The 9,982-nt window shown below is 69.2% G+C and carries 6 protein-coding genes and 1 pseudogene; 6 read left to right on the top strand and 1 reads right to left on the bottom strand.

Going from position 1 to position 9,982, the window contains the following annotated elements:
• A pseudogene (locus ASF80_RS19300) lies at positions 1-409 on the top strand (13E12 repeat family protein); the annotation flags it as partial.
• Between the two features lie 162 nt (positions 410-571).
• Here ASF80_RS19300 and ASF80_RS19295 read toward each other — a convergent pair.
• Positions 572-775, bottom strand: a 204-nt coding sequence (locus ASF80_RS19295) for a hypothetical protein (RefSeq protein ID WP_235559921.1), incomplete at its 3' end; no start/stop codon positions are given.
• Here ASF80_RS19295 and ASF80_RS19570 point away from each other — a divergent pair.
• The 5 genes from ASF80_RS19570 (at position 692) to ASF80_RS09045 (ending at position 9,980) form a co-directional block, all read left to right on the top strand.
• The gene (locus tag ASF80_RS19570; RefSeq protein ID WP_414845692.1) at positions 692-991 is read left to right on the top strand and encodes an HNH endonuclease signature motif containing protein; all 300 of its coding nucleotides are present in this window, start codon (positions 692-694) and stop codon (positions 989-991) included. The genes ASF80_RS19295 and ASF80_RS19570 overlap by 84 nt on opposite strands.
• Before the next feature lie 273 nt (positions 992-1,264).
• Entirely contained in the window at positions 1,265-1,963 is a 699-nt protein-coding gene (locus tag ASF80_RS09060) for a GntR family transcriptional regulator (protein ID WP_200934755.1), read from the top strand.
• Between the two features lie 249 nt (positions 1,964-2,212).
• Entirely contained in the window at positions 2,213-2,779 is a 567-nt protein-coding gene (locus ASF80_RS09055) for a DNA-3-methyladenine glycosylase I (RefSeq protein WP_056310022.1), read from the top strand.
• A 149-nt stretch (positions 2,780-2,928) separates the two neighbouring features.
• Entirely contained in the window at positions 2,929-4,059 is a 1,131-nt protein-coding gene (locus tag ASF80_RS09050; RefSeq protein ID WP_235559920.1) for a serine/threonine-protein kinase, read from the top strand.
• Positions 4,059-9,980, top strand: coding sequence for an Ig-like domain-containing protein (locus ASF80_RS09045; RefSeq protein WP_056310019.1), 5,922 nt, complete (start codon positions 4,059-4,061; stop codon positions 9,978-9,980). The genes ASF80_RS09050 and ASF80_RS09045 overlap by 1 nt, the downstream gene beginning before the upstream one ends.
• Positions 9,981-9,982: the final 2 nt, after the last annotated feature.

Genomic DNA, 9,982 nt, shown 5'->3' with positions numbered 1-9,982 from the left:
AGAACCGAAGGATGAGGACTCGAAGCGTCGCCGGGGCATCACGATCGGCCGTCTCAAAGACGGCGTGCACGCGATCCGCGGGTATCTGACCCCGGACGTTGCGGCGCAGTTGCAGTTGATCATCGACGCGATCTTGAACCCGAAAGGCGACGGCCCACCCATGCCCGGCGTGCACTTCGCCCCAGCGACAGCGACAGCGACGGTGCCGGTGCCGGTGCCGGTGCCAGTGCCAGTGCCAGTGCCAGTGCCGGCGAGGCAGGGGCGGACTCCGGTTCTTCGGACGCCGATACTGACGTCGATGCGGATGCTGGCGCAGACGGTGACGACACGGATCCGTTCAATTCCGATCCGCGGTGCGTGCTCGATGACCGCACCGCGGCGCAGAAACGCCACGACGCCCTCGCGATGATCTGCGCGATCGCTGCCCGCCACAACGACATGCCCACCCTCGGTGGGTCATCACCCGTCCTGGTCGTGAACGTCGACGCGAAAGACCTCGCCGCTCACCTTGGTCACGGCGCCGGGGCGGCCTTCGGGCCTGCTGCCGGCGAAGCGGGCGGCAACGGCGGCNGTCTCCGTCGCCGCGCACATCGGATGCGCCGGGACGATCCAACGAGTCCTGTTCGATGAGGGCCGGATCATCGGCATCACGACCACCGACCGCATCTTCACCGTGCATCAACGGCGGGCGATCGTTGCCCGTGACAAGGAATGCCTCATCCCCGGGTGTCACGTCCCGGCATCCTGGTGTGAGATCCACCACGTCGTCGAACACGCGAGAGGCGGTCCGACCCACACGGACAACGGTGTGCCGTTGTGCTGGTGGCACCACCGATCCCTCGGCAGCTCAGGGTGGGAGATCCGAATGGACGACGGCATCCCGCAGGTGCGGGGCCCGAGATGGTGGGACCCCGAACAGCGATGGCGCACCCCACGACTCAGCCTCCCGCGGATACGCCACGGATCACTGAAACACGCTCTCGCCGGATGAACACCCCGCCGCAGTGGGGTTCGGCATGCCTCGCGGCACTCCCCACCGCGTCTATGCCCACTACTGAGCGCCGAGCGTCGAGCACTGACGCCTGCAGAGCGACTACTGGTTGTGGGCTCTCGGCACGCGCACGCATACCCGTGAGGCGATCTGCGACTCAGCGCAGGAGGTTGGCTGGTGAATGCCGGCCCGACAACCTCATTCCTGAGTGCAGTCGTACGTCCGAGCAGACCTCCGCTCACCAGCGTTCCGCACCATGAGAAAGGCATGACCATGTCGATGGGTTCCCTCGAGGAACAGCTGCGACCGCAACTGCTCAGCGGTCTCGCATACGAGCGCCTGCTCGCCGAGATCGTCAGCGGCAGGCTCGCACCCGGTCAGCGTCTTCGTCTCGATCTGCTCGCTCACAGTTGGGCGGTCTCGCGGACCCCCGTTCGAGAGGCGCTCACTCGACTCTCCGACATGCGATTCGTGCACGTCTCCCCGAACGCCGGAACGCGCGTCGCGGACTGGTCGCGCGTCGACATGATCGAGCGCGCCCGCGTCATCGATCGACTGATCGTCAAAGAGTCGCTGACCGGCTCACGAGCGGAATCAGTTCCAGGGGTGCTGTCCGCCCGCGCGCCGCTCGCTGACACCGACTGCGAGCTGGCCTCCTATCTCGACCTCGCTGAAGCGCTCATCTCCCGCGAGTTCGGTCGCCTCGGCTCACTGATCGTCGGCGATCACATCGAACCGCTTCGGCTCTTCGTCGACGCTGACACGGCCCGCCGTCACGGGGTGGACGTCGATTCGGGGCGCGCGCGCAGGCGAGCACTCCTCGCCTCTGCTCGCGCCGCGCTCGCCCAGGGGGCACAGGCAACGGCCTCCGAAGCGTTCGACGCCTTCGGAGCGTCCTTCCTCGAGATGCTCGGGTCAACGCCCGCGGCATCCCCACGACGGGGTGCGGACAGCGGACCTCCCCTTCGCTGATCGCCACCCTTCGGTCGGCTCCCCACGCCGATCGAGAAATCTGCAACGCCGGTTCTGACCTGACCGATCTCCCCATCGGTCCGGTCGACATCGCACAGCGATCCCCTGACCGGCGCAGCAGGACACCGGGTGTGGACGAGCGCACGCTCGTCCACACCTCTCGTATCCATCGACGACACATCCAGCCCGCATCCGTGCGAGCACCGCCGGAAGCCTGCCCATGTCCGTGCGCCCGGATAGCGTGAGGTCATGACGTCTCTGATCGCCGGGCCCGACCACCGCGAACGCTGCGCCTGGGTGGGTGACGATGCGGAGTATCGCCGCTATCACGACGAGGAGTGGGGGACCCCGCTGCACGGTGACCGTGCGCTGTTCGAGAAGATGGCGCTCGAAGGGTTCCAGGCCGGGCTCTCCTGGATCACCATCCTCCGCAAGCGCCCCCGATTCCGAGAGGTCTTCGCCGGATTCGACGCTCAGACAGTCGCCGAGTTCGACGAGTCCGACATCGAGCGGCTCATGGCGGATGCGGGGATCATCCGCAACCGCGCGAAGATCGAGGCCACGATCGGCAACGCCTCCATCGTCCGCACGATGCACGACGGCGAACTGGATGCCCTGATGTGGTCGTTCGCGCCGGCCCCCGGCATCCGCCCGGCCTCCTTCGCCGACGTCCCCGCAGTCACGCCCGAGTCCACGGCCATGAGCAAAGAGCTGCGCCGCCGCGGCTTCCGTTTCGTCGGACCCACCACCATGTATGCGCTGATGCAGTCAGCAGGCATGGTCGACGACCACATCGAAGGATGCTGGCGCGCCTGAATCCTGCACCGCACGCCAGCGTGAGGGCTACGAGCGACCCTCGGGATCGTCGATCCCCTCGATATACTCTGTGATCGGGGGGAACGCCCAGCGCAGCGCGCCGGGTTCATGCAGGGCGCGGTCTCCCCATCCGACCGTGAGGAGCATGAGTGGCAACGCGCATGGCATCGACCCCGCCGACGCTGGCGGGGTACAGCTACGTGCGTCCGCTCGGTTCCGGCGGCTTCGCCGACGTGTTCCTCTACGAGCAGGACATGCCCCGTCGCGTCGCTGCGGTGAAGGTGCTTCTCGCTGATGCGGTCAACCGCGAGGTGCTGCGCACATTCAACGTCGAGGCGGACATCTCCGCCAGGCTCAGCGCGCACCCGTCGATCGTGACGATCTACCAGGCATCGATCTCGGCCGACGGTCGCCCGTACTTCGCCATGGAGTACTGCCCCGACACCATGAGTGCCCGGTATAAGAAGGCGCCGCTCGCGCTTGCGGAGGTCCTCGACACCGGCGTACGCATCGCCGGGGCCCTCGAGACCGTGCACCGGGCAGGGCTGCTGCACCGTGACATCAAGCCCTCGAACGTCCTCATCAACTCCCTCGGCGCTCCCGTGCTCGCCGATTTCGGCATCGCTGCCGCCGTGATCGACGAGGGCGACGGCGAGACCATCGCGATGTCCGTGCCGTGGAGCTCGCCCGAGGTGCTGCAGGAACGCGTCTCCGGGTCCGTGCCGAGCGAGATCTGGAGCCTGGGCGCGACGCTCTACACGCTGCTCGCCGGGCGCAGCCCCTTCGAGCGCCCCGACCGCGGGTCGAACTCGCGTGATCAGCTCACCGATCGCATCGTCAAGGCTCGCTACACGGCCGTGCCCGCGCCCGGCATCCCGCCGATCATCGACGAGATCTTCGCGACGGCGATGCACCGCGATCCCGCCAAGCGGTTCGCGAGCATGGCCGACTTCGCCGAACGGCTGCGCTGGGCGCAGTACGAGCTGGGCATCCACCCGACGGCCTTCGAAGCGGCATCCGCCGAATGGGCGGCCGCCGCCCCGGTGAGCTTCTCGGATTCCGCCCCGCGAGGGCCCGTGATCACCACCGTGGCCCCCGACTCGCGGCGGGCCGTCCGCGCGGCGCGCCAGCAGGCCGCACCCCGCGACCGTGACGACCTGCCGGCCGCCCGCACCAAGACCCGCTCGCCCCTCGTCGCGGGAGTGATCGGCGCGTTGATCGGCGCCGCCGTGCTCGCCGGAGTCGGCATCGCGGTCCTCTACCTGACAGGGATCCTCTGATGGCCATCGGCGACCGCAACCGCGCGGAGACGAAGCCCCGGTCGCGAGGCCGTCTGATCGCCGCGATCTCGGGTGTCGCCGCCCTCGCCGTCGTGGTCACCCTCGCCGTCACGGCGCAGGGATACCAGTCGCAGGAGGTGCCCCGCCTCGAATCCGCGGTCTGGGTGATGCGCGACAGCGGCCAGTACGCCCGTGTGAACACCGAACTCGCCGAGATCGACACGGTGCGCAACGTCGACGATCCCGAGGCCGTCTGGCAGAGCGGCTCTGCGGCCGTGCTCTACGCGCAGGGGAACAGGCAGCGCTGGGATCTCGATCCCGCCAGCCCGACCGACCTTCTCTCCGACTCGTCCGATGCGGGCACCCCGCTCGCCTCCGAGCCGACCCCTGCGGGCACGAGGGAGATCCTCTCCGCGGGTCCCTACGTGGCCTATCGCACCGACACCGGTCAGGTCTCGGTGACGACGCTCGACGCGGGGGCTGCCACCGCACTCGTCGACCCGTTCGCGGGCGTCGAGGTCGAAGAGGGCGAAGACCCTCCGACCTACACGGCGGATGCGATCGGGCTCTCGCCCGAGGGCCTGCTCGTGCTGTACTCGGCCGATGAGGGCGCGGTGCGCCGGTTCGACATCAAGGAGCACCGGTTCCTCGGCGATCCGGCATCCGTCTCCTCGGCTCCTGACGCGGGGGAGGGGCTGTCCGTCACCGTCGTCGGCGACCGCTGGGCGATGCTGCAGACGGGGTCCGGTGAGCTGTGGCTCCAGGGCCGAGACGAGCCCGTCGAGCTCGATGTCGCCGACGACGCTCGCCTGCAGGAGGGCGCCGCCTCCGGCGAGTCCCTGTTCATCGCCGACTCCGACGGGCTCGTGTCGGTCGATCTCGCCTCCGGAGAGTCCGAGCGCGTCGCGGACGCGACCGGTGTTCCGGCAGCACCCGTGGTCGTGGGCGATCAGACCTATGCCGCCTGGCTCGACACCGGCGCGGGCACTCTGTGGACCGACGGCGAGACCGTGCCGCTGCGCGTCCCGGACGAGGCGCTCGACTCCGCGACGATCGAGCCGGTCTTCCAGGAGAACGGCGACCGCGCCGTGCTGAGTGAGACGGGCACGGGGCTCATCTGGACCGCGCCCGACGGCGTGCTGATTCCGCTCGAGCAGTGGGCCATCGAAGACGACACGGAGCAGCAGGAGGGCACCATCATCGTCGAGGACGTGGCGGAGCAGCTGCCGCCCGTCGCCGTCGACGATGCGTTCGGCGTCCGCGCCGGTGAGCAGGTGATCCTCCCGGTGCTGCTCAACGACCACGATCCGAACAAGAAGGACGTCCTGACGATCGACCCCGACTCTGTGGCGGGCGGCCTCGGGGATCCCGCATTCGGCGACCTGACTCTCGTCGCCAACGGTCAATCGCTGGTGGTCAACGTCAAGGCAGGGTCGGGTCAGACCTCGTTCACCTACGCCGTGACCGACGGCGCCGCGGTGTCGTCACCCGCGACCGTGACTCTGACCGTGGTCGACGCGGGCGTGAACTCGGCACCCGTGTGGTGCGGCGTCGACGCCTGCCAGCAGGAATGGCCGACCCCTCAGCTCCTCCCCGGTGGCAGCACCGTGGTCTCCGCACTCTCCGGCTGGGTCGACCCCGAGGGCGACCCCTTCGTGCTCAGCGACGCCTACGAGACCGACTCGTCATCGCCCGTGATGGTCGTCCCGATGGCGGACGGTCGTGTGGCCATCCGTCACACCGACCCGAACGCGGCGGATGCGGTGATCGCCGTCACCGTGGTGGTCGAGGACGTGCACGGCGCGACCGCCGAGAAGACCCTCGACGTGCAGGTCACCGGGAGCCCTGCCCTCGTGGCATCGCCCGTCGCCCTGACAGCTCGCGTGGGTGAGCTGCAGTCGATCCGCATCTCCGATCACCTGTCGGGCGGCTCAGGCTCGTACCGACTGGTCGACGCGGTGCAGACGGCCGCCACCGCGCAGGGGCTCGAGGTCACGCCGAATGCCGCGTCGGGCACGGTCGAGCTGACCGTCGCAGAACCCGGTCAATACGTCGTGACGTACACCGCGCAGGACGTCTCGACGCAGGCCGAGCAGTCCGCCGTCATCCGCATCACCGCCGTCGACGGGTCGTCCGGGCTGGCGATGGCGCCCCTGACCGCCTTTGTGCGCGAGGGCGAGGACACCACCGTCGACGTGCTGCGTGCGGTGCAGAACACCAGCGGCCGGGTGCTGATGCTGTCCGACGCCGTGAGCTCGACCCCGCAGCTGAACGTGCGGGTCGTCGGCAACGAGAGCATCCGCATCAACGGCACGACCGAAGACGGCGAGCCCGGAGTCATCGGCAGAGCCACCGTGACCGTCGCCGACGGATCGGGAGCGGCGGTGCAGGGCACCGTCACGGTCTTCCTCACCCCGCCGTCGACCGTCACCCGCCCGATCGTGTTCCCGGATGCGATCACGGTGCGCGCCGGCTCCCTCACCCGCATCAGCGTCACGGCGAACGACGTCGCTCCGCGAGGAGAGCCGCTGGTCGTGCTCCCCGAGGTCACCGGATCCGGCGAGGCCGGCGAACTCGTCTTCGCCGACCGCAATGCGCTGCGGTACCTCGCGCCGACCACGCCGGGCACCTACCGGCTCACCTACTCCGTCTCGCTCGAGCGCAATCCGTCGCTCTCCGACAACGGCACGGTGACGGTCACGGTCGTGCCCCCGGGAACGAACCGCGCGCCGACGCCGACCACTCTGACCGGTCGGGTTCTCAGCGGCCAGACGGTTTCGCTCCGCGTCCCGGCGAACGGGATGGACAGCGACGGCGATCGTGTGGTGCTCACCGGCATCGAGCAGCCCGAGAAGGGCGCGGGCACTGCGACCGTCTCGGCGAGCGGCGAGTCCATCGTCTACCGGGCCCCCGCGGCCGGCGTCCAGGGCGGCCAGGCCAGCTTCCGGTACACCGTGCGCGACCCCCAGGGAGAGGAGGGCACGGGTGTCGTCCGCATCGGAGTGCTCGACGCGGACGTCGACGACTCCGCTCCCGTGACCTTCAGCGACTATGTGCGCGTCGAGGCGGGTTCGAAGACCCCGATCGTGCTCGATCCCCGTTCGAACGACCTCGACCCCGCGCAGAGCGAACTCGAGATCACCGAGCTCGTGCCCAACGCACCGCCGGTCAAGGGCAACCCGCTGTACGACCGTCTGAACGCACTGATCGACTCCGACACCGACCTCGACGAGGGCCGGGTCGTGCTGCGTGCCGGCGACACCGCCGGCACCAACTCGTACTTCTACACGGTCAAGTCGAAGCGCACCTCGAGCACCGCGCAGGGCCTGATCGTGGTCACGGTGACCGACGGCTCCGTCGCCGATCAGCCGAGTGTCGCCGACACCGTCCTCACCGCACGGGACCGCGATGACCTCGCGGACCGCGGCATCGACGTCGTGACGGATCGCGTGAGCTGGCCGTCGGGAGACACGTCCTCGCTCACCCTGAGCCTGTGGGGAGACCAGCCCGGATACACCGTCCAGGGCAACCGCATCGTGGGCACCGCGCCGGCCGAAGGCGCGCTCGTCCCGTTCCAGCTCAAGGGCAAGGGGTCGGGCGGACGCGACGTCGTCGCGTACGGATTCCTGCGCATCCCCGCCTTCGACGACATGCAGGTCCAGCTCAAGCCCGGCTCCACGCCCGTCGTGGTCGACGAGGATGCCGCGGCATCGTTCGACGTGAGCGATTACGTCGATCTGACGGCATCGGATGCCGTCGAGGTCGGCAGCGGTCAGTTCAGCGCCCAGCGTGCGGCTGCATCGTGCGTCGCGGAGGGATCCGGTGGCGCGACCTACCGGGCGGGCAGGGAGGCGCCGTGGTCGGACACCTGCCTCGTGCCCGTGCGGCTGAAGGGCCAGGAGCGCTGGTCGTACATCGACGTGCCCATCAGCATCCGTCCCGCCGAGCCCCAGCTGCTGCTCTCGTCCATCTCGCACACGATCGCTCCCGGGGCGACCGAGACGATCGACATGTACGCGAACATGGCCGCCTGGGAGGGTGGCCGCGAGGGCAATGCGGGCTCGCTCGTGTACCGGGTCGTGTACTCCGGTTCGGCCTTCATCGTGACGCCCAACGGCAAGACCCTCACGATCGAGGCCCGCGCCGATGCGAAACCGGGCAACAGCGAGAACATCAGCGTCACAGTCGAGCAGTACGGGCAGCCCTCGGCATCCGTCCGTCTCGTCGTCGGCGCGGCACCGCCGGATGCTCCGCGAGGGGCCACCTTCACGAAGCAGTGCATCGTCACGAGCCCGAACTGCACGATCGACGTGGTCGACGTGGCAGGCGAGTACGACCCGTTCGCGGGCAAGCCCGGCTCCGGGCTGCGACTCATGTCGCTCGGCGCAGGAGCGCGCTGCGACGTGGCCTCGATCTCGACGTCGGGCAGCAAGTCGCTCACGGCGAGCTGGCCGGGCGGCGGACAGGCGCCCGGCGGCCAGTGCGTCATCCCGTTCGTGGTGTCGGATGCGCAGGGACGCACCGGAACAGGAACCCTGACGCTCGACCTGCAGGGCTTCCCGCAGGCGCCCGCGAGCGTCACCACGGTCGGCTTCACGCGGACGACCGTGGTGCTCGACGTACCCCTCGGCGAGGCCGGACGTGCACACCCGAGCGTCTCGGGAGTGACCATCATGCAGGACGGATCGCCGGCGAACGCCTCGTGCAGTCCCGCGGGAGGCTCCTACCGCTGCACCGTGAACGGGCTCGTCAACGGAGCGCCGCACGTCTTCACCGCAGCCGCCGTGAACGCCGTCGGCACGTCGGCCACGACCTCGCCCCTGACGAGCTGGGCGTACGCAGCGCCGGTCGTCTCGAACGCGACCGCGACGCCGGTCTACCGCCCGGGAGGCTCCGACCGCAGTCGAGGCATCGTCGCGCTCGCGATCGACGCCTCGGATGACGCGCTGGCCTTCCGCATCGAGGAGACCGGCGAGATGATTCCCCGGAACGGGGGCACGACCCAGGTGGAGATCGGACTGTCGCCCGGAGCGCAGAACCTCACGATCGTCCCCATCAGCCAGTTCCAGCCGCCGAACGGCGAGGGCGGCAACGAGGGAGGCGCGTTCCGCACCTCGGTGACGGTGGCGGGCTCTCCGTACTTCGATCCGTCGTGGACCAACGCGAGCGCAGCATCCAACACGTCGATCAATGTGTCCGGCATCGCCGCCCAGGCCAACGGCAGCGCCCAGGGCCTCGACGTCGTGTACCTCGCGTGGCGCTCGGGCAACGCCAGCTGCAGCGCCGACGGCAACGGCCGGCTCTCGGTCTCCGGCGCCGAGGTGCAGTCCGCCTCGCCGTCGTTGCAGGGACTCCAGGCGTACCAGGTCTACAACGTCAAGGCGTGCGCCTCGAACGGCTACGGCGTCGCCGAGTCGTCGACGGCGACGGTGTTCACCTTCACCTTCGTCGACGGCCCCGGCGGCAACACGACCTACACGGTGGCGACCTCGCCGTCGAAGAACGGCGACCGGTACTCGTACGGGCTGTCATCGGCCCCGGCCATCAACGTCGAAGACGGATTCGTCGCGAAGTACGACATGTACGGCGCGTGGCGAGACGACTTCTCTCTCAGCGCCGATGCGTCTCCCGGCCAGGTGCGTGCTCGCGCCTGCCACGCGCAGCAGGTGGACTCCTGTTCAGGGACGGTCAACATCACTGCGACGACCGCGCCGACGATCGTCGACGTCGAGTTCCGGCAGTGCATGCCGGCGCGCGAGTCCGACGTCGTGACGGTCTCGGGAGCGGCCAGCGGGTCGTATGACCGGGTCGTCACGCCCGTCACCGACACCCCCGGTGCCTTCGACGTGAAGATCATCTGGAAGGGCGCGTACGCGACCCTGTCATCCATCACCCATCGCGTGACGGGCGTCTGCCCCTGAGG

Source organism: Microbacterium sp. Leaf159, from assembly GCF_001423615.1.
Lineage (GTDB): Bacteria > Actinomycetota > Actinomycetes > Actinomycetales > Microbacteriaceae > Microbacterium.
Note: the sequence above shows the minus strand (reverse complement) of the source record. Positions and strands in the feature narration are given on the sequence as shown.